The 24,019-nt window shown below is 60.5% G+C and carries 25 protein-coding genes and 1 pseudogene; 18 read left to right on the top strand and 8 right to left on the bottom strand.

Annotated features, from left to right (window positions below):
• Nucleotides 1–75: 75 nt before the first annotated feature.
• From MUY21_RS02515 to MUY21_RS02480, 8 genes and pseudogenes are all read left to right on the top strand, one after another.
• A complete protein-coding gene (locus MUY21_RS02515) occupies nt 76–1,182 on the top strand; it encodes an extracellular solute-binding protein (RefSeq protein WP_248408810.1) in 1,107 nt (368 codons plus the stop codon).
• A gap of 75 nt (nt 1,183–1,257) precedes the next feature.
• Nucleotides 1,258–2,532, top strand: coding sequence for an ABC transporter permease (locus MUY21_RS02510; protein WP_248408809.1), 1,275 nt, complete (start codon nt 1,258–1,260; stop codon nt 2,530–2,532).
• A gap of 14 nt (nt 2,533–2,546) precedes the next feature.
• A pseudogene (locus MUY21_RS02505) lies at nt 2,547–3,392 on the top strand (ABC transporter permease); the annotation flags it as partial.
• Nucleotides 3,393–3,632: 240 nt separating this feature from the next.
• Nucleotides 3,633–4,262, top strand: coding sequence for an ATP-dependent Clp protease proteolytic subunit (locus MUY21_RS02500; protein WP_191285223.1), 630 nt, complete (start codon nt 3,633–3,635; stop codon nt 4,260–4,262).
• Between the two features lie 159 nt (nt 4,263–4,421).
• On the top strand, nt 4,422–5,690 hold the full coding sequence (gene clpX, locus MUY21_RS02495; RefSeq protein ID WP_191285222.1) for an ATP-dependent Clp protease ATP-binding subunit ClpX: 1,269 nt from the start codon (nt 4,422–4,424) through the stop codon (nt 5,688–5,690).
• Between the two features lie 187 nt (nt 5,691–5,877).
• Nucleotides 5,878–6,252, top strand: coding sequence for an NADH:ubiquinone oxidoreductase subunit NDUFA12 (locus tag MUY21_RS02490; RefSeq protein WP_248408807.1), 375 nt, complete (start codon nt 5,878–5,880; stop codon nt 6,250–6,252).
• 54 nt (nt 6,253–6,306) lie between these two features.
• Nucleotides 6,307–6,762: an outer membrane lipid asymmetry maintenance protein MlaD gene (gene mlaD, locus MUY21_RS02485; RefSeq protein WP_248408806.1), complete on the top strand. Its 456-nt coding sequence runs from the start codon at nt 6,307–6,309 to the stop codon at nt 6,760–6,762.
• Between the two features lie 29 nt (nt 6,763–6,791).
• Nucleotides 6,792–7,121, top strand: coding sequence for a DUF2155 domain-containing protein (locus tag MUY21_RS02480; RefSeq protein ID WP_248409176.1), 330 nt, complete (start codon nt 6,792–6,794; stop codon nt 7,119–7,121).
• Here the strand turns inward: MUY21_RS02480 and aat are convergent.
• The 6 genes from aat to MUY21_RS02450 form a co-directional block, all read right to left on the bottom strand.
• A complete protein-coding gene (gene aat / locus MUY21_RS02475; RefSeq protein WP_282568909.1) occupies nt 7,085–7,741 on the bottom strand; it encodes a leucyl/phenylalanyl-tRNA--protein transferase in 657 nt (218 codons plus the stop codon). The genes MUY21_RS02480 and aat overlap by 37 nt on opposite strands.
• A gap of 5 nt (nt 7,742–7,746) precedes the next feature.
• The gene (gene accC, locus MUY21_RS02470; RefSeq protein WP_248408805.1) at nt 7,747–9,099 is read right to left on the bottom strand and encodes an acetyl-CoA carboxylase biotin carboxylase subunit; all 1,353 of its coding nucleotides are present in this window, start codon (nt 9,097–9,099) and stop codon (nt 7,747–7,749) included.
• 10 nt (nt 9,100–9,109) lie between these two features.
• The gene (gene accB / locus MUY21_RS02465; RefSeq protein WP_248408804.1) at nt 9,110–9,616 is read right to left on the bottom strand and encodes an acetyl-CoA carboxylase biotin carboxyl carrier protein; all 507 of its coding nucleotides are present in this window, start codon (nt 9,614–9,616) and stop codon (nt 9,110–9,112) included.
• 200 nt (nt 9,617–9,816) lie between these two features.
• Nucleotides 9,817–10,224 (bottom strand): hypothetical protein, encoded by a 408-nt coding sequence (locus MUY21_RS02460; RefSeq protein ID WP_248408803.1) that lies wholly within the window; start codon nt 10,222–10,224, stop codon nt 9,817–9,819.
• Between the two features lie 103 nt (nt 10,225–10,327).
• Nucleotides 10,328–10,870: a helix-turn-helix transcriptional regulator gene (locus tag MUY21_RS02455; RefSeq protein WP_248408802.1), complete on the bottom strand. Its 543-nt coding sequence runs from the start codon at nt 10,868–10,870 to the stop codon at nt 10,328–10,330.
• Between the two features lie 277 nt (nt 10,871–11,147).
• Nucleotides 11,148–11,429 (bottom strand): glucose-6-phosphate isomerase, encoded by a 282-nt coding sequence (locus MUY21_RS02450; protein ID WP_191285214.1) that lies wholly within the window; start codon nt 11,427–11,429, stop codon nt 11,148–11,150.
• Nucleotides 11,430–11,726: 297 nt separating this feature from the next.
• On the opposite strand from MUY21_RS02450, the gene MUY21_RS02445 reads away from it, so the two are divergent.
• The 8 genes from MUY21_RS02445 to MUY21_RS02410 all read left to right on the top strand — a co-directional run bounded on the left by MUY21_RS02445 (nt 11,727) and on the right by MUY21_RS02410 (nt 20,662).
• Nucleotides 11,727–13,067, top strand: a complete 1,341-nt coding sequence (locus tag MUY21_RS02445; protein ID WP_248408801.1) for an XRE family transcriptional regulator — start codon at nt 11,727–11,729, stop codon at nt 13,065–13,067.
• Nucleotides 13,068–13,209: 142 nt separating this feature from the next.
• On the top strand, nt 13,210–13,578 hold the full coding sequence (locus MUY21_RS02440) for a response regulator (protein WP_248408800.1): 369 nt from the start codon (nt 13,210–13,212) through the stop codon (nt 13,576–13,578).
• A gap of 54 nt (nt 13,579–13,632) precedes the next feature.
• Nucleotides 13,633–13,935, top strand: coding sequence for a hypothetical protein (locus tag MUY21_RS02435; protein ID WP_248409174.1), 303 nt, complete (start codon nt 13,633–13,635; stop codon nt 13,933–13,935).
• The gene (locus MUY21_RS02430) at nt 13,935–16,640 is read left to right on the top strand and encodes an ATP-binding protein (RefSeq protein ID WP_248408799.1); all 2,706 of its coding nucleotides are present in this window, start codon (nt 13,935–13,937) and stop codon (nt 16,638–16,640) included. Before MUY21_RS02435 ends, MUY21_RS02430 begins: the two co-directional genes overlap by 1 nt.
• 63 nt (nt 16,641–16,703) lie before the next feature.
• Nucleotides 16,704–17,717, top strand: a complete 1,014-nt coding sequence (locus MUY21_RS02425; RefSeq protein ID WP_248408798.1) for a FliM/FliN family flagellar motor C-terminal domain-containing protein — start codon at nt 16,704–16,706, stop codon at nt 17,715–17,717.
• Nucleotides 17,718–17,799: 82 nt separating this feature from the next.
• Nucleotides 17,800–18,126, top strand: a complete 327-nt coding sequence (locus MUY21_RS02420; RefSeq protein ID WP_248408797.1) for a TraR/DksA C4-type zinc finger protein — start codon at nt 17,800–17,802, stop codon at nt 18,124–18,126.
• 64 nt (nt 18,127–18,190) lie between these two features.
• A complete protein-coding gene (locus tag MUY21_RS02415; protein WP_248408796.1) occupies nt 18,191–18,403 on the top strand; it encodes a hypothetical protein in 213 nt (70 codons plus the stop codon).
• Between the two features lie 165 nt (nt 18,404–18,568).
• Nucleotides 18,569–20,662, top strand: a complete 2,094-nt coding sequence (locus MUY21_RS02410; protein WP_248408795.1) for a 3-hydroxyacyl-CoA dehydrogenase NAD-binding domain-containing protein — start codon at nt 18,569–18,571, stop codon at nt 20,660–20,662.
• A 26-nt stretch (nt 20,663–20,688) separates the two neighbouring features.
• On the opposite strand, the gene MUY21_RS02405 is transcribed toward MUY21_RS02410, so the two are convergent.
• The gene (locus tag MUY21_RS02405; protein ID WP_191285206.1) at nt 20,689–20,904 is read right to left on the bottom strand and encodes a hypothetical protein; all 216 of its coding nucleotides are present in this window, start codon (nt 20,902–20,904) and stop codon (nt 20,689–20,691) included.
• Between the two features lie 154 nt (nt 20,905–21,058).
• On the opposite strand from MUY21_RS02405, the gene MUY21_RS02400 reads away from it, so the two are divergent.
• Nucleotides 21,059–21,316 (top strand): DUF2312 domain-containing protein, encoded by a 258-nt coding sequence (locus tag MUY21_RS02400; RefSeq protein ID WP_191285205.1) that lies wholly within the window; start codon nt 21,059–21,061, stop codon nt 21,314–21,316.
• A gap of 56 nt (nt 21,317–21,372) precedes the next feature.
• Here the strand turns inward: MUY21_RS02400 and MUY21_RS02395 are convergent, their stop codons facing one another.
• A complete protein-coding gene (locus MUY21_RS02395) occupies nt 21,373–22,248 on the bottom strand; it encodes a hypothetical protein (RefSeq protein ID WP_248408794.1) in 876 nt (291 codons plus the stop codon).
• Between the two features lie 86 nt (nt 22,249–22,334).
• Here MUY21_RS02395 and MUY21_RS02390 point away from each other — a divergent pair, with 86 nt between their 5' ends.
• Nucleotides 22,335–23,999 (top strand): iron ABC transporter permease, encoded by a 1,665-nt coding sequence (locus MUY21_RS02390; protein ID WP_191285203.1) that lies wholly within the window; start codon nt 22,335–22,337, stop codon nt 23,997–23,999.
• Nucleotides 24,000–24,019: the final 20 nt, after the last annotated feature.

Here is a 24,019-nt window from a genome sequence, read left to right as displayed (position 1 = left end):
TTTAGCCAGAGGTTCGCAATGTTCCCGTTCATGCGAACCCGACAAATCGAACGGGGATAACTAGGGAGATTAAGTATGAAACTTGTGAAGACTCTTTTGGCCAGTTCAGCCCTGACCGCCGCCGCTGGCGCGGTTTCGGCGCAGGACATGGCCAACGAGCTGACTCTCGTTTCCTGGGGTGGAGCCTATCAGGCAAGCCAGGTGAAGGCATATGTCGAGCCGTATCTGGAAATGCACCCCGAGGTCAGCGTGACCTGGGACGAAAGCTCGGCAGAAGCCGTGGCCAAGCTGCGCGCGATGAACGAAGCCGGCAACGTGACCTGGGACCTGGTCGACGCCGTGGCGTCCGACGCGATGCGTCTGTGTGACGAAGGTCTGGCAGAAGAGCTGGACCACGACGAAGTTCTGGCGGCTGCGCCTGATGGCACCCCGGCCTCGGAAGACTTCGGCGATCTGCTGGTGTCGGACTGCTTTGTCCCGCAGATCGTGTATTCGACCACGTTCGGCTATCGCACCGATTTGGTGGGAGACACCCCGCCGACCTCGGTTTGCGATGTGTTCGACCTTGAGAAGTATCCCGGCAAGCGTGCGCTGCAAAAGCGTCCAATCGACAACATGGAATGGGCGCTGTACTGCGATGGTGTGGAAAAGGATGCCATCTATGACACGCTGGGCACAGATGAAGGTGTCGCGCAGGCTTTGGCAAAACTGGACACCATCAAGGATCAGGTCGTCTGGTGGACGGCTGGTGCCGAAACCCCGCAGCTTCTGGCTGACGGCGAAGTTGTGATGGGTTCGACCTTCAACGGTCGTCTGTTCTCGGCCATTGCTGAACAGAACCAGCCGATCGGCATGCTGTGGGACATGCAGTCCTTCGACCTGGACGGTTGGGTTGTTCCCGCCGGTCTGCCGGAAGATCGCAAGGCGCGTGTCATGGACTTCCTGAAGTTCGCTACCGACACGCAGCGTCTGGCCGATCAAGCCGCGTACATCTCGTATGGTCCGGCACGTAAATCGTCGGCTCCGCTGGTTGGCAAACATGCCGAGCTGGGCATCGAGATGGCACCGCATATGCCGACCGATCCCGCAAATGCCGGCAACGTTCACGTCTATGACTATGAATGGTGGGCTGACAACCGCGACGATCTGAACGCCAAGTTCGAGGCTTGGCTGGCCAAGTAATCCTGGCTTTCGGGAGGGGCCGACCGGCCCCTTCCACCCCAAAACCAATAAAAAGCTGACGCTGACAGGGATGACATGAGCGATACGACCAACACGAGCGGCCCCGTACTGGCCGCAGATGGAACACCGCTGAAACGCAGTCTGGCGAAGGCGCTCAGGCGGCAGAAGCTGCGTGCGCTGTTGCTGATCGCCCCCCTTTTGCTGTTCATCCTGATCAGTTTTATCCTGCCGATTGCGGACATGCTGTACCGTTCGGTGGAAAACAAGATCGTCGTTCAGACCCTGCCGCGCTCGGTCGAGGCCTTGTCGTCTTGGGATGCGAACTCGGGCGAGTTGCCGGACGAAGCGGTGTTTGCCGCGATGGCCGCCGATCTGAAAGAGGCGTCAGAGGCCAAGACCCATACCAAGGTGGGCTCGCGGCTGAACTATGAGTATCCCGGCATCGCGTCGGTGTTCCGAAAGACCGGCCGAAAAGCCAAGAAATTCGACATCGAGAATGGCGGACCCTGGAAAGAGGAACTGATTGATCTGGACGAGGATTGGGCCGATCCGGGGATCTGGCGCACCATCCAGACCTATTCGCCCAGCGTCACCTCGGGTTACTTCCTGAATGCCGTCGACATGCGCGTGGGGGCTGACGGGCCGGAAATGCGCCCGGAATCCGAGCGGATCTACATGAACCTTCTGGTTCGCACGTTGTGGATGTCGCTGCTGATCACCTTCTCGTGCATCCTGCTGGCCTATCCCGTGGCATGGCTGCTTGCGAACCTGCCGACCCGACAGGCCAATCTGTTGATGATCCTGGTCCTGCTGCCGTTCTGGACGTCGCTTCTGGTGCGCACCTCGGCCTGGAAGATCCTGCTGCAACAACAAGGGGTGATCAATGACGTCCTTGTGTGGATCGGGCTGGTCGATGACAACGCCCGCCTGATCATCATCAACAACCAGTTCGGCACGATCGTCGCGATGACGCATATCCTGCTGCCGTTCATGATCCTGCCGATGTATTCGGTGATGCAGACCATCCCGCCCAGCTATCTGCGGGCGGCGAAAAGCCTTGGCGCAACGGACTGGACGGCATTTTGGCGGGTCTATTTCCCGCAGACCATCCCGGGTATCGGGGCAGGTTCGATCCTCGTGTTCATTCTGGCAATTGGCTACTACATCACGCCCGCGTTGGTGGGTGGCACGAAGGGGACGTTCATTTCGAACCAGATCGCGTTCCACATCTCGACATCGCTCAACTGGGGTCTGGCCTCGGCACTTGGGGCGATCCTTCTGGCGGTCGTTCTGGTCCTGTATTGGGCCTATGACAAGATCGTCGGCATCGACAACGTGAAGCTGGGGTAACGGACATGGCCAAACTTCCTCCTTATGCGACGACCGGACAGCGCATCTGGCACTATACGTTCCTGGTGATTTGCGGGTTGATCTTCTTCTTTCTGATCGCGCCGATTGCGGTGGTGATCCCGCTCAGCTTCAACGCCGAGAACTTCTTTACCTTCACGCCCGAAATGCTGCGGCTGGACCCGGAGGGGTATTCGCTGAAGCACTACCGCGATTTCTTCTCGAACCCCGACTGGCAGAGTGCTTTGTGGAATTCGATCAAGATCGCGCCTGTGGCGACCATATTGTCCGTGTCACTTGGCACGTTGGCTGCCATCGGTCTGAGCCAGCCGCACGTGCCGGCGCGCCGGGCGATCATGGCGATCCTGATTTCACCGATGATCGTGCCGTTGATCATCTCGGCCGCCGGCATGTATTTCTTCTATTCCAAGATCAATCTGGCGGGCACCTACTGGGGTGTTGTGCTGGCGCATGCGGCGCTGGGCATTCCCTTCGTGATCATCACCGTGACGGCGACGCTGGTTGGGTTCGACCGGTCCTTGACGCGGGCGGCAGCCAATATGGGAGCCGATCCGGTGACGACGTTCTTCCGGGTGCAGATGCCTCTGATCTTACCGGGGGTCATCTCGGGCGCGCTCTTTGCGTTCATCACCTCGTTTGACGAGGTGGTCGTGGTGATCTTTGTCGGTTCGGCCAAGCAGCAGACCCTGCCGTGGCAGATGTTCACCGGCCTGCGTGAACAGATCAGCCCGACCATCCTTGCGGTGGCCACGATCCTTGTGGCGGTGTCCATCGTATTGCTCACAATTGTCGAGCTTCTGCGCCGACGGTCGGAGCGCCTGCGCGGGATGAGCCCCGGCTGATTGCAGGACGCCAGTACATCAAACAGCGGCACCCTTATCGGGTGCCGTTTTTTGTTTGGGACATCCAACCGCCCTTGGATCAGCAAATTGTTAACCAATTTCGGGCATCCCGGACCCGATTGTGCCGAACGGGATCCAAACGGGGGATCACCCCCCCTTGCAGCCCCTTTGCACGGACACTAACATCATGCGTCAGGGGCCGAACCAACGGCGCTGGCGTGAATATGAAAGCAGGCTGAAATGCACGATCCTCTTGAAATTTATAACAACACTCTTGTGCCCATGGTGGTGGAACAGACATCGCGGGGCGAACGGGCCTATGACATCTTCTCGCGCCTGCTGAAAGAGCGGATCATTTTCGTGAATGGCGCGGTGCATGACGGCATGTCCAGCCTTGTCGTGGCGCAGCTTCTGCATCTTGAGGCTGAAAACCCCAAGAAAGAAATTTCGATGTACATCAACTCGCCTGGTGGGGTGGTGACGTCGGGTCTGTCGATCTATGACACGATGCAGTATATCAAGCCCGCGGTGTCGACACTGGTCATCGGGCAGGCGGCGTCGATGGGGTCGGTCCTGTCCGTGGCCGGGGAAAAGGGAATGCGCTTCTCGCTGCCGCATTCACGTATCATGGTGCACCAGCCATCGGGCGGGTTTCAGGGGCAGGCAACGGATATCATGATCCACGCGGCTGAGACCCAGAAGGTCAAGGACACGCTGAACCAGATCTATGTGAAGCACACCGGCAACGCCTTGAAGGACGTCGAAAAAGCGTTGGAGCGTGACAATTTCATGTCGCCGCAAGAGGCCAAGGACTGGGGCCATATCGACGAGATCGTCGAGAATCGCGGCAAGGGCGGTGACGAGGAATAGCGCCTGACCCGTTCTGACGGGGCAAATCACACCGGGCAGGGCACGGGAAAAACCGGATTGTGCCTGCCCGGACACTGCCCTAAACTTGCAGGAACGGTAGCAAAGACCGCTCGATCGGGCGCAAACCGGGTTCCGGCGTGAACCCTATAGGACGAGATGATGGCGAATAATTCTTCCGGCGACAGCAAGAACACTCTGTACTGTTCGTTCTGCGGCAAAAGCCAACATGAAGTGCGCAAGCTGATTGCGGGCCCGACCGTGTTCATCTGCGACGAATGTGTCGAACTGTGCATGGATATCATTCGTGAAGAAACCAAGACGACTGGCCTGAAAGCCGCCGATGGCGTGCCGACCCCGATCGAGATTTGTCAGGTGCTGGACGATTACGTGATCGGACAGGCTCACGCAAAGCGCGTCTTGTCGGTTGCGGTTCACAACCACTACAAACGCCTGAACCACGCCGCTGCGGCCGGGGATGAGATCGAACTGGCGAAATCCAACATCATGCTGATCGGTCCCACGGGCTGCGGCAAGACATTGTTGGCACAAACGCTGGCGCGCATTCTGGACGTGCCCTTCACGATGGCGGACGCGACCACGCTGACCGAAGCCGGCTATGTCGGCGAGGATGTCGAGAACATCATCCTGAAACTGCTTCAGGCGTCGGAATACAATGTCGAACGCGCGCAGCGCGGCATCGTCTATATCGACGAGGTCGACAAGATCACCCGCAAGTCGGACAATCCCTCGATCACCCGCGACGTGTCGGGCGAAGGTGTGCAACAGGCGCTTCTGAAAATCATGGAAGGCACCGTGGCCTCGGTTCCGCCGCAGGGCGGGCGCAAGCATCCGCAGCAGGAGTTTCTGCAAGTCGACACGACCAATATCCTGTTCATTTGTGGTGGGGCATTTGCGGGGCTGGACAAGATCATCGCGCAGCGCGGCAAGGGCTCGGCGATGGGCTTTGGCGCGGACGTGCGTGAAAACGACGATCGCGGCGTGGGCGAGCTGTTTCAAGAACTTGAGCCGGAAGACCTGCTGAAATTCGGGCTGATCCCGGAATTTGTCGGGCGTTTGCCCGTCATTGCGACGCTGGAAGATCTGGATGCCGAAGCCCTGGTCACCATCCTGACCAAGCCCAAGAATGCGCTGGTCAAGCAATACCAACGCCTGTTCGAACTGGAAGACGCGCAACTGACCTTTACCGATGACGCGTTGAAGGCCATCGCCAAACGCGCCATCGAACGCAAGACCGGCGCACGTGGCCTGCGTTCGATCATGGAAGACATCCTGCTGGACACCATGTTCGATCTGCCGGGGCTTGAGAATGTCGACGAGGTCGTGGTGAATGAAGAGGCCGTGACCTCGGACGCCAAGCCCCTGATCATCTATGGCGAACCCGCGAAGGAAGAGGTCAGCGCAAGCTGACCTGATCTGCGGGGGAGTATCACCTGAACGAAAATCAAGCCACCGCCCGCGCGGTGGCTTTTTACCTGCATGACACAACTGCGCCAAGCCGCCGCATTTTGCGCCAAGCCCGCCCAATCCGGCGCAAAACACTGGACCTTCCGGCCCGCTTGCGCCATATGAAGTGTGAATAAAATCGGAGACTGACATGCGTTTCATCCTGTCCCTGCTGACCTGGTATCACCGCGAAACCATTGGCACCCGTCTGTTCACCTGGCGCAAAGGCGTGAAGGTGGGTGAGGATGAGCAAGGCAATGTCTTCTATCGCAACCGTGACGACAGCCGCCGCTGGGTCATCTTCAACGGCGAACCCGAAGCCAGTCGGGTCAGCCCCGAATGGCATGGCTGGTTGCACCACACGTTCGATAACAGCCCGGCCGAGGCGCCGCTGGCCCGCAAACCTTGGGAAAAACCGCATCAGGACAACCTGACCGGCACTCCGCTGGCTTATGCGCCTGCCGGATCGCTGCGTCATGCCGAACCAGCGGATCGCCGCGACTATGAAGCCTGGCAACCAGAATAGGCCGCAAGCGCCGTCAGACCCGCATTCCGTGTTCACTGTTTGAGAGGGGCTGCCATGAGCGATAGCCATACAACAGAAGTCATCACCGGCAGCGTGGTTCTGGCCGCGGCAGTCGGGTTCTTCCTGTATGCCGGCCAGATCGTCGGCCTGTCCGGGACTGGCGCCAGCCACAGCTATACCGCGTCGTTCCGCACCGCCGACGGGATCTCGGTCGGGACGGATGTCCGCTTGGGCGGCGTCAAGGTGGGCAGTGTGACGGCGATCGAACTGAACCCGGAAACCTTCCGCGCCGACACAGATTTCACGGTGCAATCCGACGTGGCGTTACCAGATGATACGGCCATCTTGATTTCATCCGAAGGATTGCTTGGTGGATCCTATGTCGAACTGTTGCCCGGCGGATCGCCCTTCAACCTGGAACCTGGCGCCGAGATCGAGGACACGCAAGGGTCCGTCAGCCTTGTGCAGCTATTGCTGAAATACGTCGCTGGAAGCGAGGATAGCCAGTGATCTTCAGGGTCGCATTGACCGCCGGCGCGCTGGCCGTGTCGGCCCTTTCTGCCACGGCCGAAACCGGCAAGGCCACCGGCGCGCTGTTGCGCGGTTTGGACAAGGTGTCCGGTATGCCCGTCGATTTCTCGATGAAGGTTGGGGACACGGTCGAATTGGGCAAATTGCGTGTCACGCTGGGGGAATGCCGTTACCCCACGGATAACCCGTCCGGGGATGCGTATGCCTGGCTCGTGATCCGCGATGGCAACGATGACCAGACCACATTCGAAGGTTGGATGGTTGCGTCGTCCCCGGCACTGAACGCGCTGGACCATCAACGCTATGACGTCTGGGTCTTGCGCTGCACGACGGATTGAGCATCGGGCAAGGACCGGGAGGTAATATCAGCGACCCCGTGCGACAGCGCCTGCTCCAGCATCTCGTGATACGCCGCACGAGGAATTTCCACCGCGCCCAGACTGGCAAGATGTGGCGTCAGGAACTGCGTGTCAAACAGGGTGAACCCCGTGTCTGACAAGTGTCGGGTCAGATAAGCCAGCGCGATCTTCGAGGCATCCCGGCGGCGCGAAAACATGCTTTCCCCGAAAAAGGCCCGCCCCAGCGTGACGCCATAGACACCGCCGACCAGCGTATCACCGTCCCACAGCTCCAGCGAATGGGCATGGCCCAAGCGGTGCAGGTCGTTGTACAGGCCGAAAATCGTGGTGTTGATCCAGGTTTCGTCACGGTCCGCACAGGCGGCGACGGTTCCCGCGAAATCACGGTTCAGGGCGATGTGAAAGGGTGCGCGCCGGATTGTGCGCGCAAGGCTGCGCGAGATGTTGAAACCGTCGAGTGGAAATATGCCGCGCGCCTCGGGGTCCACCCAGAAGACACGCGGATCGTCACGGCTTTCGGCCATGGGAAACACACCCATGGCATAAGCACGCAGCAGAAGGTCGGCGCTCAGCGGCGGTGGATCAAGGGGCGGGGCCAATGGCCCTAGCCCAGGTTTTCTTCCAACCAGCGTTCCAGCCAGTGGATATTGTAACGACCCGTTTGGATGTCTTCCTCGGCCAGCAACTGGTGGAACAAGGGCACCGTGGTCTCGACGCCGTCAACAATCAACTCGCCAAGGGCACGGTGAAGCCGCGCCAGTGCTTCGGGCCGATCACGGCCATGCACGATCAGCTTGCCGATCAGGCTGTCGTAATAGGGCGGGATCGAATAGCCATCATACAGCGCGCTGTCCATCCGCACACCCAGCCCGCCGGGTGCGTGGTACTGAGTGATCTTGCCAGGACATGGAGAGAAGTTGGGCAGGCGTTCGGCGTTGATGCGAATCTCGATCGCGTGGCCGTTGACCTCAAGATCGTCTTGCCCGAAGGACAGCGGCATGCCTTCGGCAACGCGGATCTGTTCGCGCACCAGATCGACGCCAAAAATGGCTTCGGTCACCGGGTGTTCCACCTGCAAGCGGGTGTTCATTTCGATGAAATAGAACTCGCCGTCTTCATAGAGGAATTCGATCGTACCGGCACCGCGATAGCCCATCTCGGCCACGGCCTTGGCGCAGATGCCGCCGATATGGGCGCGTTCCTCGGGGCTGATGCTGGGTCCGGGGGCTTCTTCAAACACTTTCTGGTGGCGCCGCTGCAACGAACAATCACGCTCTGCCAGATGTACGCCGTTGCCTTGGCCATCGCCAAACACCTGCACCTCGATGTGACGCGGCTTTTGCAGGTATTTCTCCATATAGACTTCGGAATTGCCGAAGGCGGCTTTTGCCTCGGATCGGGCCGTGGAAAACGCGGTGTCAATCTCGGCCTCAGATCGGGCGACTTTCATGCCGCGCCCGCCACCACCGGCGGTGGCCTTGACGATCACGGGATAGCCCATCTCGGCGGCCAGTTTGCGGGCGGTGGCTAGGTCGGGCACGCCCCCATCCGATCCGGGAACCACCGGGATGCCCAGCTTGATCGCGGTTTCCTTGGCGGTGATCTTGTCACCCATCATGCGGATATGCTCTGCCGAGGGGCCTATGAACGTTATCTCGTGATCTTCTAGAACCTGCACAAACTGTTCATTCTCGGACAGAAAGCCATAGCCGGGATGCACCGCTTGCGCGCCGGTGATTTCGCAGGCCGCGATGATGGCAGGGATCGACAGATAGCTGTCGGTGCTGGAGGGCGGGCCGATGCAGACACTTTCATCCGCCATGCGCACATGCATGGCATCCACGTCCGCGGTGGAATGCACCGCCACTGTCTTGATCCCCATCTCGCGCGCGCCTCGGATGACGCGCAGGGCAATCTCTCCGCGGTTGGCGATCAGGATTTTGTCGAAATGGGCCATGTGATGTCCCTTATTCGATGATCATCAGGGGGGCGCCGAATTCGACGGGTGCGCCGTCTTCGACCAGAATACGCTTGACCGTTCCGGCGCGTGGGGCGGGGATCTGGTTCATGGTTTTCATGGCCTCGACGATCAGAAGGGTCTGCCCCTCTTCGACCTTGTCGCCGATGCTGACAAAGGCGGGTGTGCCCGGTTCGGCCTGAAGATAGACGGTGCCGACCATCGGCGACGGCACGGCGCCCGGATGGCTTGCGGGGTCTTCCGAGGCGCGGGCCGGTGCGCTGGTGTCGGCTGCAGCCGAAACCGGGGACGGTGCAGGGGCCGGGGCAGCGGCCATGGCAGGCGCGGGGGCGGCGGCCATCTGGACGACCTCTTTCGCGCGGCTCACGCGGACATTCAGGCTGTCATTCTCGCCATAATCGCGCATGACCTCGACTTCGGACAGATCGTTTTCCTGAAGGATTTTCGCCAGTGCCTCGATGAAGGACACGTCATTCTCATGATGTTTTTTCGTCATGGGGCCTTACCGTTGTTTGTTTGCCCGAAGTATGCGTGGGCAATGCATGATTGCAACGCTTATAGGACGCCAGGTAAGAGGAGAAAAGCGATTAAGGTTTCCTGGTGGTGAGGAACCACAGTTTTTTTGGGCAGACCACAGGAACAAAGGTCAGTCGCGTGTCGTGGAATTTTTGCAAACAAACCTTCAGTTCGATGAGGTCAGGCGTCGTTCGAAGTCATGTTTTCAGACAACCGGGATGGTTCAGGCTTTTGGTCGCCCGTCTGCGGCGTGTCGGGCCCTTCGGTCTGCTGCGCATGGGCACGATGGGTTTCAAGCCGCGCCAGTTGCTGCTGAAGTTTCTGGTCCAGTTCCAGCACATTCAGTTGGAAGCTGGGGGGTGGGCCGGCCAATGTTTCGGGATCGACCGGAAGGTCAGAGGGCCGGGGCGTGACCTCGGACTGTCTTGACTGATCTGCGCCGTGGCGCGCCGAGTTGTGCATGTCCGCGCGCGCCTTTCCGGCATTCGGGGCGGCTTCGACCTTCGTGCTGTCCGGCATTTTTCGCACCGGCATGTTTGCCAGTAAGCTGGCCTGCGCCCCAAGCGGGGCAGGTATTGTGAATTCCATGTCTGGCTCCCTCTGTGGTTTGCTTCCGACCGCGTTCGAGAATAATTAATCATTCTTTCTAAAGCGTTAATTGAAGCAGGAGAAAACACGGAATGGTTAACTGCTAGAGCGGCATGCCCGAGAATTTCGCCACCAGTTCCGGCAGTTTTCGCGCGCCGAATTTTTGCAAAAGCCGTGCGCGGTGGGCTTCGACCGTGCGATAGCTGAGGTTCAGGATCAGGCCAATTTCCTTTGATGTCCGCCCTTGGCACGTCAGGATCGCCACGTCCCGTTCACGCGGGGTCAGCGCCACGACCGGACGTTCGGCAGACAGGTCCGCAAAGCTCCACACCCCTTGTTTGAAGGGTGTATCCGGCGTCAGGCTGGTGCCGCGCACACGGCACCAGAACAGCTCTCCGTCCAGGCGCCGCATGATGCGTTCGTCCTCATAACGCCCCGTTTTTCGCAAGCGGTCGCCGCCGACTCGTTCGATCCGCTCGTAGTCTTTTAGCGACGGATAGAGCCGTTCCAGCGGCATATCCGCAAAGGCGTCGACCTGGTCGCCAAACATTTCGGCAAAGCGCAGATTGCATTGCCGCACGATCCGGTTTTCGGTCAGCGCAAGCCCGGTCGGTGCGTGCATGAAGGCAAGGTCCATTGGCGTCATTGCGCCATCCTGCCAAAGGAAGGGTGGCAATTCAATTGCGTGTGGTGTCGCGTCGGAATTGCTTGGCAGCGCGTCGAAGGGGCGGTGCTCGGGGCGGATCGGATTTGCGTCCTGGATTGCACAAATCAGACATTAAATTGGGGGAAGCGGTGCCAAGACCATCAATTGGCAGCAATAAACCAACCTTTACCGGTCATCTGAGCAGCCAAACGCAGGTCGCGTGCACAAAAAAAGGCGCGCCCGAAGGCGCGCCTTTCTGTTCTGTTCCAACTGCCAATCAGACCGGGCAGGGACGGGTGCGATAGGTGCCGTCACCGTTCGAATAGGCGCATTGGTTGGTATGATAGTTGCGGGCAACCATGATACCAGCGGCTGCACCGGCCAGCGTGGTCAGCACGGTCCAGTTTTTGTTTGCGCCGATCGCGTTCGCCGTAAGTATCCCGGCGCCAATGCCTGCCACGCCACCAACGATGGTTTTTTCCTGGTCGGTCAGCGGGCGGTTGCAGGCGGGCAGCGCCAGCGTTGCAACACAAGCAAGGGTCATAATGGCTTTCTTCATGGTATCCTCCTGGATGAATCGTGAGTTCACCTTAGTTTGTAAGGATTTGTGGCCGCAAGGGAATGTTGTGTGCATCCGATGGGGGCGAAGTGGCGGGAAGTCGCCAAGGGCGGCTGATGCGTGCGTGCAGGGTGAGCAGATTCTTTACATAACGGAACAGAAATATCGCGCCACAAAGCTAAGGCGGCAGCAACACGCTTGGATTAAACAGATTTCTTGTAAATACGAGAAAAAACACTCAGTGTTTCTGTAAATATCCGGCAGCGCATTTGTCGGAAACGCCGCGCGAGTATCACAATGCCACAGTCCCGTCTGACAGGAAGCCGTATCCGCGAGCGCCGATTGTTTTTGGGGCAGAAGCAATCGGCGCTTGCCGCGGCTGTCGGGATCTCGGCCGCCTATCTGAATCTGATCGAACACAATCGCCGCCGGGCCGGGGGCAAGCTGTTGCAAGATCTGGCACGAGAGCTGCGCACCGACCCCCGATCCCTGACCGAAGGGGCCGAGGCCGCGTTGCTTGGGGCTTTGCGCGAAGCCGGCCAGAGGATGCCGGAACTGACCCCGGAACTGCACCGGTCCGAGGATCTTGCCGGGCGATTTCCCGGTTGGGCGGCTTTGGTGGCCGCGCAGCACCAGCGCATCCGCGACCTTGAACAACTGGTCGAAGCCTTGTCCGACCGTCTGACCCATGATCCCGAACTGGCTGCATCTCTGCACGAGGTGATTTCGGCCGTCACAGCGATCCGCTCGACCGTGGGTATCCTGACTGAAGGGGGGGAGATCGCCCCGGAATGGCGGCTGCGCTTCATGGGCAATATGCGGGACGAGGGCCGGCGTCTGTCCAGCGCGGCGCAGGGCCTGGTGCAATATCTGGATGCGGGCGCCGACCGCGACATGGCCCCGGTCGTGCCGGGAGAGGAGTTGGCCGTCTTTCTGGATCAGCGCGACCATCACCTTCCTGAACTGGAAGGGTTGCATGGCGCGACACGCGATCAGGTCTCCGCCCGGATCAATGGTCTGATCGCACAGGTTGGCAGTCTTGAAACCGCAGCGGCCAAAGACGTCGCGCGACAGCATTTCCGGCAATATGTGGAAGATGCCACCGCGATGCCGCTGGCGGCGTTTCAAGCGGCGCGCTTGGATTGCGGCGGGGATCCCAGCCAACTGGCCGCCCGGTTTCAGCAGCCCTTGCCAGCCGTCATGCGCCGTTTGGCGTTTGCACCGACGATGGATGATCTTCCGCCGGTCGGGCTTGTGTCATGCGATGGATCGGGCACGCTTTTCCTGCGCAAGGCACTGCCGGGATTTTCCCTGCCGAGGTTCGGAGCGGCCTGTTCGTACTGGCCGTTATATCAGGCGCTCAGCCGTCCCGGACACCCGCTGCGCGCCGTTGTGGAAATGCCCGGCGCCACGCCGCGCCGATTTTTGTGTCAGGCGATCTGCCTGCCAAGAGAGGCTCTGCGATTCGACCTGCCCCCGGTTCTGGACGCCTATATGCTGATCGAACCGTTCGACGATGCGCGCACGGGGGATGCGGAGGCCCACGCCTTGCCCGTTGGCTCGTCATGCCGGGTCTGTCCGCGCCCCGGCTGTGCGGCACGGCGCGAGGCGTCGCTTTTGTCCGCCGATGCCGTTTAGGTCCGCGCGCGACAAGAGCCTGCGCGCGGGTATTTCGACAGCCTGACCCATTCTCGGTTTTGGTTTGTTTTGACATGGGTCTGTGCATTGTCGATATTCACGGACAAGGGTGCGGCGACAGCCAGCCCCAGCGGAGGGATATATGGCAAAACAGGTGCTCGTCATCGAGGACGAACCAAATATTGTCGCGGCAATCAGTTTCATTCTCAGCCGGGATGGCTGGACGGTGGGCACGCATGCCAATGGCGAAACGGCGGTGCAGGCGGTGCTGGATGCCAAACCCGATGCGTTGATCCTTGATGTGATGCTGCCGGGCCGGTCGGGATATGACATATTGCAGGACCTGCGCGCCCACGAACTGACGCGGCGGTTGCCCGTTCTGATGCTGACTGCGCGCGGCCAGCGCACCGACCGCGAACAGGCCGAACGGCTTGGCGTGAACCGCTTCATGACCAAGCCCTTTTCAAACGCCGAGGTGGTTGAGACCCTGAATGAGCTTGTGCCGGGTTAAAGACGCCATGTCGTGCCATCCGATCCCAATGCCATGGACACGGGCCGCCTGCGTATGAGGGTCCGTCGCGAGCCCCTGTTTCTGGCGCGCCAGAGCTATCGACGGCGCCGGCTTGAAGATGCTGCCCGTCTGCTGCCGGTCCTGGGCGTGTTTCTGTTTCTGCTGCCTTTGTTGGCCCCCGGGGTCGGCACGGCTGCGCAGGGCTTGTATCTGTTTGCAGCCTGGTTTGCACTAATCGTCGCCACCGCGATCATCGCACGGGGTCTGACCCGTTGGCCGGGCGTATCGCAAGACCCCGACGACAAATTGCCGTCCTCTGCCCGGGATAACCCTGACCGACAGGCAGGGCGCGACTGATGCTCAGTTTCAATACGCTCGTCGCGGTTTGTCTGCTGTATGTGATCCTGTTGTTCCTGGTGGCCTTCGGGGCCGATCGAAGTGCGGCGCGCAACAAGAACAGGTTTCTCAGTTCACCGCTGATCTATACCCTGTCGCTATCGGTCTATTGCACAGCGTGGACGTTCTATGGTGCAGTGGGGTACGCGGCGCGCTCGGGGTTGGAGTTCGTCACGATCTATCTTGGCCCGACGCTGGTGATGATTGGCTGGTGGTGGTTCTTGCGTAAACTGGTGCGGGTGGGCCGCGCGCAGCGGGTGACATCGATCGCGGATTTGCTGTCGTCGCGCTATGGCAAGTCGAACCTGCTTGGGGTGATCGTGACGCTGATCGCAGTGATCGGCACGACCCCCTATATCGCGTTGCAACTGCAATCGGTCACGCTGGCATTTTCGGTGTTTGCGCGGGATCGCTCGGCGGGGTGGAGCGTGCCCGATCTGGATGCGACGGCACTTTGGGTGGCGGGCGGTCTGGCCCTTTTCACGATCCTGTTTGGCACGCGCAACCTCGACGTGAACGAACGACATCACGGCGTGGTCACCGCCATCGCGGTCGAGGCGGTGGTCAAGCTGGTTGCCTTGCTGGCCGTGGGCGTCTTCGTCGTATGGGGCGTGGGTGGCGGCCCGGCGGGTATCGCGCAGGCCGTGGATCAGGCGATGCGCGCCGCACCGGACGGCGCCTGGTCCATCACTGGCGGGCGTTGGGTCGGGCTGACCTTCCTGTCTGCCGCTGCATTTCTGACGCTACCGCGCATGTTTCATGTGCTGGTGGTCGAGAATCTGGGCGAACGTCAGCTTGCCGTCGCCTCGTGGGCATTTCCGACCTATCTGTTCCTGATGAGCCTCTTTGTCGTGCCGATCGCGGTGGTCGGTCTTGGCACCTTGCCGGCCGGAGAAAACCCGGACCTGTTCGTGCTGACCATCCCGTTGCATTTCGATCAGGACGGGCTGGCGATGCTGTCTTTCCTTGGGGGGTTCAGTTCGGCCACCTCGATGGTGATCGTGGCATCGATTGCCCTGGCGACCATGGTGTCGAACCACATCATTATGCCCCTCTGGCTGTCCATCCGACCCGAAGAAGCTACGGTGTCAGGTGACGTGCGCCAGGTGCTTCTGGCCGCGCGCCGCTTGTCGATCATTGGCGTGCTGGTGCTGGGATATCTTTACTTCCGTATGTCGGGCGGTGGGACGGCCCTGGCGGCGATCGGCATGATTTCCTTTACCGGGGTGGCGCAAGTCCTGCCCGCAATGGCCGGAGGCTTGCTGTGGCGTGGTGCGTCGCGCAACGGCGCGGCGGCGGGTTTGGTCACGGGGTTCATCGTCTGGGCCTATACCCTGTTTCTGCCCAGTTTCGGCGACGCCGGGTTGATGAGCGCATCTCTGCTGGCCGAAGGACCACTGGGGATTGCCTGGCTGAAACCGCAGGCTCTGTTCGGCGTCACGGGGCTTGACCCGGTGGTGCATGCGGTTTTCTGGTCGATGATCCTGAACAGTTTTGCCTTTGTCGGCGTGTCCCTCATCTCTTTCCCCGGTCCGTTGGAGCGGTTGCAGGGCGCGCAGTTCGTCAATGTGCTGGACCACACCCACCAAACGCAGGGCGGTATTGCGTCTGCGGCGGTGGCCGAGGATCTGCTGGTGATGGCCCAACGTACCATGGGGGCCGATGCGGCGCAGACGCTGTTTCAGACACAGGCCAGTGCGCAGGGGAAAGAGGGGTATTTGCCCGACACCACCCCCGATTTCATGGCACGCCTTGAACGCGAGCTGTCGGGTTCAGTGGGGGCGGCCACTGCCCACGCGATGATCGCCCAGATCATGGGCGGGGCCACAGTATCGGTCGACGATCTTATGGCAGTGGCGGATGAAACCCAGCAGATGCTGGTCTATTCCTCGCAGCTTGAAGCGAAGCAGAAGGAGTTGACGACCACCGCGCGGCAACTCTCGGCTGCAAACGAGAAGCTGACCAAGCTGTCGATCCAGAAAGATGCGTTTCTCAGCCAGATCAGCCACGAGCTGCGCACGCCCATGACCTCGATCCGCGCGTTTTCCGAGATCCTGCGCGATGGCGGGATCAGGGATGCCGAGGCAGCGGAAAAACATGCCTCGATCATTCATGACGAGGCATTGCGCCTGACGCGGCTCTTGGATGACCTGCTTGATCTCAGCGTGCTTGAACATGGTCAGGTGCAGTTGAACCCTCAGCGCGAAGTGTTGTCGAAGGTGTTGGACCGGGCTGTCGCCGCCACGCAATCCTTGATCGTGGCCGAAGACCTACGCATCCACCGCGATCTGGCGCGCGAACAGATTGTCATCGCCACCGACACCGACCGGCTGGCGCAGGTGTTCATCAACCTGATTGCCAATGCGGCAAAATATGGTGATGCGAAGTTCAAGCGGTTGACCATCCGGGTGGGCGTGCGTGACGGCGTGTTGCGGATCGATTTCGTGGACAACGGGTCTGGTATCCCGACCGAAAGCCAGGTGATGATCTTCGAGAAATTCTCGCGCCTGACAGACAACGCCGCTGCGGGTGGCGCCGGGCTGGGTCTGGCCATTTGCCGCGAGGTCATGGACCGGCTTGGCGGGGCGATCACCTATCTGCCGGGGCAAAGGGGCGCGGCGTTTCGTGTCACGCTGCCACTGGAAAAAATACCCCACCGCGGTTGAATTTAAACCAATTGTCAACCTTGGTTTGTCAGGTCTGGTGCATGCGACCAGAACGGACCAATCATGGCTGACCCGGTTCAGATCAGCGCGTTGCGCCAAAAGGCGGGGGCCGGCCGCCCACCGCCCGAAATCCCGCCCGTTACGGCTGCCGGGGCCTTGGGAAAGGCGTTGGCACGCGCGGGGGATGCGACGGCGGGTCTGGCGATCGCGGCAACTGATGTTACAGAAGACCGGGTTGTCCTGTCCGCCGCTGGGAAAGCAGTCGGCGAACATGATCTTCTGGCGATCGCCGAAGGGGCGGACAGCCGGTTCGGCCTGTTGATCGCCGACCCCGATCTGGTCGCCGCCGTGATCGAAATGCAGACCGTCGGGCGGGTATTGCCGACCCCCGCCCAGGCGCGCGCCCCCACCCGCACTGACGCGGCCATGTGCGCCGATTTCTTTGACGAGGTTTTGGAGCAACTGGAAAACGCCTTATCCGCGGCTCGGCTGCCGATTGCCGGCCTTTGCAGCGGATATCGTTTTGCCCTGCAACTGGATGATTATCGCGCCGCCACCATGACCTTGCCCGAAATCGCCTATCGCCGTTTTCAGGCGGTTCTTGATCTGGGCGATGGCGGCAAAAAAGGGCGCTTGACCCTGCTGCTGCCTTTCACAGCGCGCCAGCCAAATGATGCGCCGCAAACCGATGGGGTTCAGAAACCAGCCACCGAAGCGCCGCCTGTCATGCTGGGCGCACGGGTCGATCTGCGCGCGGTACTACATCGGTGCCGCATGTCTCTGGACGAGGTGACGGGGCTGGTGCCGGGCGTCACCATTGCACTGACCCGCGAGGTGCTGGACAGGGTCCAGTTGGAAGACCTGACCGGACAGGTGCACGCCACGTGTCGACTGGGGCAGGCGGCTGGGCAACGGGCGCTGAGGATCGGATTGGACCTGCCGGGGCAGGAGGGGCGCCCCCAAATGGCGGACCCGGTTGCGCCGCACGATCAGGTCGCCGGCGTTTTGCCAGGTGGGGCAAGCCACGGTGAAACGGATCCTCGGCAGGGTAAGCAAACCGCTGATAACTCTGCCTGAGACCGTGCTGCGCTCTGATTGACCTGTGTCAAAGCACCCTGACCGGCTTGGTCCCACTATCAAGTCAAGAAGGAGACAAGACATGGTTGATGTAAGCAAGTATCGAAACATGCTGCTGGCGCGTCAGAAAGAGTTGAACGCGCGGCTTCACGAGATCGAGGAAGAGTTGGAAAGTCACAGTTCGAAAGACTGGGAAGAACTTGCCGTCGAACGTGAAGAGGATGAAGTCCTTGAAGGATTGGGGGCTTCGGGGCAGGATGAGCTTGTAAAGATCGAAGCGGCACTCGCGCGTGTGGATGAAGGCGAGTTCGGCTTTTGCGTGACCTGCGGCACCGAGATTCAATCTGAACGTCTGGATGTTGTGCCGCATACACCGTTCTGTCGCGATTGCGCCGCGACACACGCCTGACCCGCAACCGACTCGACCGGGCGTGGCCATTCCGGACACAACATCACGAACCTTGGAGGAGAATATGGCATTTGAAGAGCTTAAAGCCTCGATCAGCATGATCCTGGACGAAATCGCCAAGCGTCCCGAAGACCGTCACGTGTTGCAGGAGCAGCTGCGCGAGAAAATTTCGGAACTGGAAAAGACCGGGCAGCCGGTGCCGGAGGATTTTCGCAAGTTCGAAGCTGACCTCGAAGACGATGATGCCGACGATCTGTTCGACAATTTGCCGGTCTGACCGGCGACGGCGCGCGGCCGGATTGGCGGCTGTGCGCCGATCTGAACGTGTCCTGTGCGCAGCTTTACCGACCAATTGGTCGAAAGTAATCGGTTTTTGACCCCAGACCATTGACAAAAGGCGCCTTTTTCTGGCGACTGAAAGCAGGCAGGGACAGAGGCACAGATGACAGCACAGGTTCGTTATGACGTCACGGATGGCGTTGCCCTCATCAGGATTTCCAATCCTCCGGTCAATGCGCTGAGCCAGACAATCCGGCAGGGATTGATCGATGCGTTCGAGAAGGCCGATGCCGATGACGACATCGGTGCCATCGTCTTGATGGCTGACGGAAAGACCTTTCCTGCGGGGGCCGATGTGCGCGAGTTTGGGCGCCCCCGTGCCGCCCCTATCCTGTCCGATGTCTGTGCCCGGATCGAAGACTGCACCAAACCCGTTCTGGCGGCCATTCACGGCCATGCTCTTGGCGGCGGGTTCGAACTGGCGCTGGCCTGCCACTATCGCATCGCCCTGCAGGACGCGACCATGGGCTTGCCCGAGGTCAACCTGGGCGTGTTGCCGGGCGGCGGCGGGACGCAGCGTGTGCCGCGCATTGTCGGCGCAAATGCCGCGTTGGAGATGATGGTCACCGGCAAGCCGATTTCGGCTGACAAGGCTGCCGCGATGGGCCTGATCGAGAAGGTGATTCACAAGAACCTGGAACGCGCGGCTCTGGCTTCTGCGCGGAACATGATTGCCCAGTCAACGCCGCCGCGCCCAACACGTGACCGTCATGAAGGGTTTGAAGACCCGATCCAGTTTAGCGAGGCGATTAAATCCTGGCGCGCGCGGGTGGCCGGTAACTTCGTGCCCTCAGTGCGCTGTATCGTCGATTGCGTCGAGGCCGCGCTTCTGCTGCCGTTTGAAGCCGGTATCGCCCTGGAACGCCAGTGTTTTGATGATTGCGAAACCGGTCCTCAGGCCACGGCTCTGCGCCATGCCTTTTTTGCCGAACGACGCGCGGCGAAAGTGCCCGAGCTGGAGGGCGCACAACTGCGCGACGTGTCGACCATCGGGGTCGTCGGCGCAGGCACCATGGGCGTTGGCATTGCCATTTCCTGCCTGGATGCGGGCTTTCCGGTCACGCTGGTTGAACGTGACGATGACGGTCTGACGCGCGGGATCGCCCGCATCAAGGACAATTATGAGAAATCGGTGGGCAAGGGGCGCATTGATCAATCTGCCGCCAATGACAGGCTGTCACGGTTGAACGGCACAACCGATATGGGGCGTTTGTCCGATGTCGATCTGGTGATCGAAGCGGTGTTCGAGGACGAAACGGTCAAGCGCGATGTGTTTCAGCACTTGGACAAGGTGCTGCGTCCGGGGGCGATCCTGGCCACCAACACCTCATATCTGGACATTGACGCATTGGCCGCGACGATTTCGCGCCCGGAGGATGTGGTCGGGTATCACTTCTTTTCGCCTGCCCACATCATGAAGCTGCTTGAAATCGTGGTGGGTGAAAAAACGCATCGCGACGTGGTGGCCACCGGGTTTGCCCTGGCCAAGAAGCTCAGAAAAGTGCCGGTTCGAGCCGGGGTTGCAGACGGGTTCATCGGAAACCGGGTTCTGGCCGCCTATCGACTGGCGGCGGATTTCATGCTGGAAGACGGTGCAAGCCCTGCGCAAATTGATGCCGCGATGCGCGCCTATGGTTTTCCGTTGGGGCCGTATCAGGTGCTGGATATGGCCGGGTTGGATATATCCTGGGCGCGCCGCAAGCGACTTGCCGCAACGCGCGACCCCGATGACCGCTATGTCGCGATCGGCGACAGGATGTGTGAAGAAGGCTGGTTCGGGCAGAAATCAGGCCGGGGTTATTACGTGCATGGCCATGGGCTTGGCCCGGTCGAAAACCAGGATGCCTTGGCCATTATCGAAGACGAGCGGCGCAGGAAAAATATCACTCCACGGCATTTCGAAGCGGACGAGATTCAGCAGCGGTGCCTGAACGCGATGGCCAATGAAGGCGCGCGGCTTCTGCAAGAAGGGGTGGCGCTGCGCCCGTCGGATATTGATGTGGTTTTGCTCTACGGCTACGGATTTCCGCGGTTTCGCGGTGGCCCGATGATGGCGGCCGACCAGCGCGGATTGCTGGCGGTGAAGAACGCGCTGCTGTCCTATCAGCCGGAAGAGCCGAAATTCTGGGCCCCGTCACCTTTGTTCGACGAGTTGATCAAGAACGGGCGCCACTTCAGCGATCTGAACGGCGACTGAGCGGGTGTTCTGGTTGTTGCCTGTTGTCAGGACAGCGACACGCCCAGGATGACGCACATCAGACCGATCACGGACAGCGCCAGACCACCCATGTTCAGTGCCATCGCCTTTTGCACCCGCGCCCGCAGGGCAGCATCGTCCAGGTTCTCGCGCTTGGCTTTCATGACCCGAAACGCACTGGCCAGAAGGCCCGCCAGCCCGACAAGCGACAAGATCGCTCCGATGATGATCAGCCAGTCCATGGCACCCTCCGTCTGTGTGATGTTCGCCTAGCCCGACATGCGTCCCGGTGCAACCCCGGCGGTGGGTTGCCGTCTGACAAATTCATCGCGCCGGTCTCTCTTGAAGCGGGCAGGGCGACGGGCTAGTCAGGGGCAACCCGAAGAAGAGGACGACATGGACGACACTCAGCCCGATAACAGCTATCGCGTGACCGCCAACGAACTGCGCCAATTCATTGAGCGGATCGAGCGGCTGGATATGGAGAAAAAAGATCTGGCCGACCAGCAGAAAGAGGTGATGGCCGAAGCCAAGGCACGCGGCTATGACACCAAGGTGATGCGCAAGTTGATCGCGTTGCGCAAACGCGACAAGGACGACATCGCCGAAGAAGAAGCAGTGCTTGAGATGTATAAGGAAGCGCTGGGCATGTAACTGCGCTGCGGCGTTTGAATTGCCAGTAAACCCGCCGGCTTGGCGGGTTTATTGTTTCAGGCAAGCAGCAGCGTGACGCCTTCGATCCGCTCGATCCGGTCAAGGTCGCGATCATAGGCGTCGGTCAGATCGTCGATCATGTCTTCGGTCCAGCCGGGCAGGTCAATCTCTTCCTCAAGCGCCTCCGGGATGGCATATTTCTCAAGGAAGGTGGCGATGACACGGCGGCGCTGCTGCGGGGTCGGCATCTCGGTGTTATCCAGATAGTCCCGCAAGCGGTCTAGCCCTTCCGGCACCATGATGGGCTGCAGGATGTCAAGCGCCCCGGACAGGAGTTGCGTACCGTTCACACCGGCGATTGTGTGCATGATGTCGGGCCACAGAAGGGGGGTGTCCTCGTTACACCAGACGGTGATGGGTGTGGCGGGATTGGCCTCGCGGATGGTCATAAGCGTATCTGACCATCGAAGCCCGTGCGGGTCGATCTGGGCCAGAAGGGCCGCCCGGTCCGCCACGGGTGCGGAGTGCAGAATGGCCGGAACGAAGGTTGCCGGGTTACGCATCCCGATGAAAAAACTGACATCGTGGTTGGCGAAGAGGTTGCGTATCCAGACCGTGTTGCGCTTGGCCAGGTGATATAGCTGGTTGTTTTCAATCGCCCGATGCGGGGCGCCCATGAAATTCTTGTGGCCCAGAACCAACCGTCTGGCGTCGGTGCTGTCGACGAAACTGTCCAGCAGCATCTCTTGCGTTTCGTCATCGGCCTGTGCGCCCTGCAGTTTGACCAAAGCATCGGCCAACAGCCCCCGATAACGCCCCGGACCCGGCACCGCGATGCCCTGCTTTGCCAGTTGTCCGCTGTTTTTCAGCAAGGATTTGATCAGATGGTCATCGTCCGTGCAGTGGGCGCCGAGGTGGAAACAGATTTGCATTCAGAACTGGCCCTTCTTGCGGTCGTCCCAATGAAACATATGGTGGATTTCTGGACAGTTAAACCTGTTTCGGGCTAAACGGGCAAATGATGACCGACCAAAAGACTCAGATTGCAGCGACGCGCCGCGTCAGACAGATGCCCGACCTCTGGTCTGCCGGGGCGATTGGCATTGCATTGCTGGTGTTGCTGCCGATTTTCTCGATCATATGGTTGGCGATGACCCCGGCTGAAAACGCCTGGCCGCATCTGTGGAATACGACCTTGCCGCGCTATGTCTCGAACACGCTTCTGTTGTGTTTGTCGGTCGGCACCTTGTCGGCCGCAGTGGGCACGGGGTCCGCCTGGCTGATCACCATGTATCGTTTTCCGGGTGCCCGCTGGCTGGAATGGCTGTTGCTGACGCCGCTGGCCATCCCGGCCTATGTGGGCGCTTATGCGCTTGTCGATTTTCTGGAATATGCCGGCCCCGTGCAAACCGGGCTGCGCGCCCTGTTCGGCTGGGACAGCGCGGCTGACTACTGGTTTCCTCAGATCCGGTCGCGCTGGTCGGCCGTTCTGGTGCTGACCGCGGCCCTGAACCCCTATGTGTTCCTGTTGGCCCGGGCCGCCTTTCGCGAGCAATCCGGCGATGCGTATGAGGTCGCGCGTGCGCTAGGGGCCGGGCCGTTTGCGCGGTTCTGGCGGGTCGGTATGCCGCTGGCACGCCCTGCCATTGCCGCAGGCGTCGCCATCGTGATGATGGAGACCGTGTCGGATTTCGGCGTCGTGGATTACTTTGCGGTGCAGACATTGACCACAGGCATCTTCACGGTCTGGCTGGAAAGCCACAATGCCGGAGGCGCGGCCCAGATCGCCATGGTGATCCTTGTTTTCGTGTTCCTGCTGGCCGCGTTGGAAAAGATCAGCCGGTCCCGCAGCCGGTTCTATCGCATGTCGCGCCAAAGCCGCCCGGTCGAGCCGCGCGCGCTTGGCCCCGTACCCGGCCTGCTGGCGCTGATTGCCTGTGCCATACCCTTCGTGATCGGGTTCGTTTTGCCGGTTGCCGTCCTGATGATCCACGCAATCTCGAAACCTGAATACTGGCTGTCCAACGGGCTTGCCTCGGCGCTGTGGCATACGTTGACCGTGGGTGGAATTGCCGCTGTCGTAACCGTCACGGCGGCCCTGTTCCTGGTTTATGGTGTGCGCATGTCCGGACGCTCCCTGCCGCGCAAGCTGATGCCACTGACCACGATTGGCTATGCGGCACCGGGGGCGGTGCTGGGCATTGGTATCCTGATCCCGATGGCGGCAACCGACAATGCGCTGGCCGATGGCATTCTGGCGCTGACCGGCTGGGATCCCGGCCTGATGATGACGGGCACCGCTTTTGCCGTGGTCTATGCCTATTGCGTGCGCTTTTTCGCTATCGCACAGGGGGCGGCGGATGCGGCGATCGGACGAGTTTCGCCCAACCTGCCGATGGCAGCGCGTTCGCTGGGCCGCTCGGCACGCGGCGCATTGACCGAGGTTTATGTCCCGCTGATCAGAAGCTCGGTCGGGACGGCGCTGCTTCTGGTCTTTGTCGACAGTGTGAAAGAGCTGCCCGCAACCCTGCTTTTGCGCCCGTTCAACTATGGCACATTGGCGACCCGTGTGTACGAACAGGCGTCGCTTGAGCAATTGGAACAGGCCGCCCCCCCAGCCTTGATGGTGATTGCCGTAGGCTTGTGTGCCGTGGCCCTGATGGCCCGCGCCAGCCGCCCGTGAACCTTTTGCTTGAACCCGCC

The organism is Aliiroseovarius sp. S2029, from assembly GCF_023195575.1.
In the GTDB taxonomy this organism is placed as follows: Bacteria; Pseudomonadota; Alphaproteobacteria; order Rhodobacterales; family Rhodobacteraceae; genus Aliiroseovarius; species Aliiroseovarius zhejiangensis.
The sequence above is the reverse complement of the archived record's forward strand: the minus strand, read 5'-3'. Positions and strand labels throughout refer to the sequence as shown.

Excerpts from the sequence above, each read along its gene's own strand:
- MUY21_RS02515 (WP_248408810.1), top strand. The coding sequence starts at position 76 with ATGAAACTTGTGAAGACTCTTTTGGCCAGTTCAGCCCTGACCGCCGCC.
- MUY21_RS02510 (WP_248408809.1), top strand. The coding sequence starts at position 1,258 with ATGAGCGATACGACCAACACGAGCGGCCCCGTACTGGCCGCAGATGGA.
- MUY21_RS02500 (WP_191285223.1), top strand. The coding sequence starts at position 3,633 with ATGCACGATCCTCTTGAAATTTATAACAACACTCTTGTGCCCATGGTG.
- clpX (WP_191285222.1), top strand. The coding sequence starts at position 4,422 with ATGGCGAATAATTCTTCCGGCGACAGCAAGAACACTCTGTACTGTTCG.
- MUY21_RS02490 (WP_248408807.1), top strand. The coding sequence starts at position 5,878 with ATGCGTTTCATCCTGTCCCTGCTGACCTGGTATCACCGCGAAACCATT.
- mlaD (WP_248408806.1), top strand. The coding sequence starts at position 6,307 with ATGAGCGATAGCCATACAACAGAAGTCATCACCGGCAGCGTGGTTCTG.
- accC (WP_248408805.1), bottom strand. The coding sequence starts at position 9,099 with ATGGCCCATTTCGACAAAATCCTGATCGCCAACCGCGGAGAGATTGCC.
- accB (WP_248408804.1), bottom strand. The coding sequence starts at position 9,616 with ATGACGAAAAAACATCATGAGAATGACGTGTCCTTCATCGAGGCACTG.
- MUY21_RS02460 (WP_248408803.1), bottom strand. The coding sequence starts at position 10,224 with ATGGAATTCACAATACCTGCCCCGCTTGGGGCGCAGGCCAGCTTACTG.
- MUY21_RS02455 (WP_248408802.1), bottom strand. The coding sequence starts at position 10,870 with ATGACGCCAATGGACCTTGCCTTCATGCACGCACCGACCGGGCTTGCG.
- MUY21_RS02450 (WP_191285214.1), bottom strand. The coding sequence starts at position 11,429 with ATGAAGAAAGCCATTATGACCCTTGCTTGTGTTGCAACGCTGGCGCTG.
- MUY21_RS02445 (WP_248408801.1), top strand. The coding sequence starts at position 11,727 with ATGCCACAGTCCCGTCTGACAGGAAGCCGTATCCGCGAGCGCCGATTG.
- MUY21_RS02440 (WP_248408800.1), top strand. The coding sequence starts at position 13,210 with ATGGCAAAACAGGTGCTCGTCATCGAGGACGAACCAAATATTGTCGCG.
- MUY21_RS02435 (WP_248409174.1), top strand. The coding sequence starts at position 13,633 with ATGAGGGTCCGTCGCGAGCCCCTGTTTCTGGCGCGCCAGAGCTATCGA.
- MUY21_RS02430 (WP_248408799.1), top strand. The coding sequence starts at position 13,935 with ATGCTCAGTTTCAATACGCTCGTCGCGGTTTGTCTGCTGTATGTGATC.
- MUY21_RS02425 (WP_248408798.1), top strand. The coding sequence starts at position 16,704 with ATGGCTGACCCGGTTCAGATCAGCGCGTTGCGCCAAAAGGCGGGGGCC.
- MUY21_RS02420 (WP_248408797.1), top strand. The coding sequence starts at position 17,800 with ATGGTTGATGTAAGCAAGTATCGAAACATGCTGCTGGCGCGTCAGAAA.
- MUY21_RS02415 (WP_248408796.1), top strand. The coding sequence starts at position 18,191 with ATGGCATTTGAAGAGCTTAAAGCCTCGATCAGCATGATCCTGGACGAA.
- MUY21_RS02410 (WP_248408795.1), top strand. The coding sequence starts at position 18,569 with ATGACAGCACAGGTTCGTTATGACGTCACGGATGGCGTTGCCCTCATC.
- MUY21_RS02405 (WP_191285206.1), bottom strand. The coding sequence starts at position 20,904 with ATGGACTGGCTGATCATCATCGGAGCGATCTTGTCGCTTGTCGGGCTG.
- MUY21_RS02400 (WP_191285205.1), top strand. The coding sequence starts at position 21,059 with ATGGACGACACTCAGCCCGATAACAGCTATCGCGTGACCGCCAACGAA.
- MUY21_RS02395 (WP_248408794.1), bottom strand. The coding sequence starts at position 22,248 with ATGCAAATCTGTTTCCACCTCGGCGCCCACTGCACGGACGATGACCAT.
- MUY21_RS02390 (WP_191285203.1), top strand. The coding sequence starts at position 22,335 with ATGATGACCGACCAAAAGACTCAGATTGCAGCGACGCGCCGCGTCAGA.